The sequence below is a fragment of the Bacteroidota bacterium genome, assembly GCA_039821555.1.
Classification (GTDB): Bacteria; Bacteroidota; Rhodothermia; order Rhodothermales; family Rubricoccaceae; genus JBCBEX01.
On sequence record JBCBNX010000070.1, the window covers coordinates 1 to 591 of the forward strand.

Annotated in this window: 1 protein-coding gene; it reads left to right on the top strand. The window is 62.8% G+C overall.

The annotated features are described in order from the left end of the window. Positions 1–185: sugar ABC transporter permease (locus tag AAFU51_18890; GenBank protein ID MEO1573309.1), on the top strand; the 185-nt coding region annotated here is incomplete at its 5' end. Between the last annotated feature and the right edge of the window lie 406 nt (positions 186–591).

Here is a 591-nt window from a genome sequence, read left to right on the forward strand (position 1 = left end):
TCTTGCAGGACACAGAACTCTTCACGCTGCCCGTCGGGCTGAAGCTCTTCCAGGGCAACCTCCGCGCGCAGTGGGGCCTCTACGCCGCCGGGTCGCTCATCGTGTCGATCCCCGTGATCGCGCTGTTCCTGGTGCTGAGCCGCTACCTGATCTCCGGCCTGACGCTCGGTGCGGTGAAGGGGTAGGTGCCGATGTCGCTCATATCATCTGGAAGAGATATGGGTGCAAACTTACCCGATCATTCCCGCGACGGCGGGCATCCATACGATGCCTTGTATGGATTGGCATACGCCGGCCTTCGGCTCCCGATCAGGTCGGGGATGACCAAGGTGGGAGTCGGCGCGATGCACAACGGTCTCAGATACGTGGCATCACGAGTGACCAAGAACGAGTGACCAAGGACGAGTGACCAACCAACGCCAATTCATCGTCGCGCCATGTTAAGGATGGCGCTCCGGGTTGGACGCGCGGGTAATGCTTGGTTAACATCGACGCGATCGGGGCTGCGTCCTTCCCCTCTGACGTCGCCCGTGCGCTGACGCCTCCCACCGTCGCGGCGTGTACCACCCGCCGGTCAGCGTGGCCTTCCGC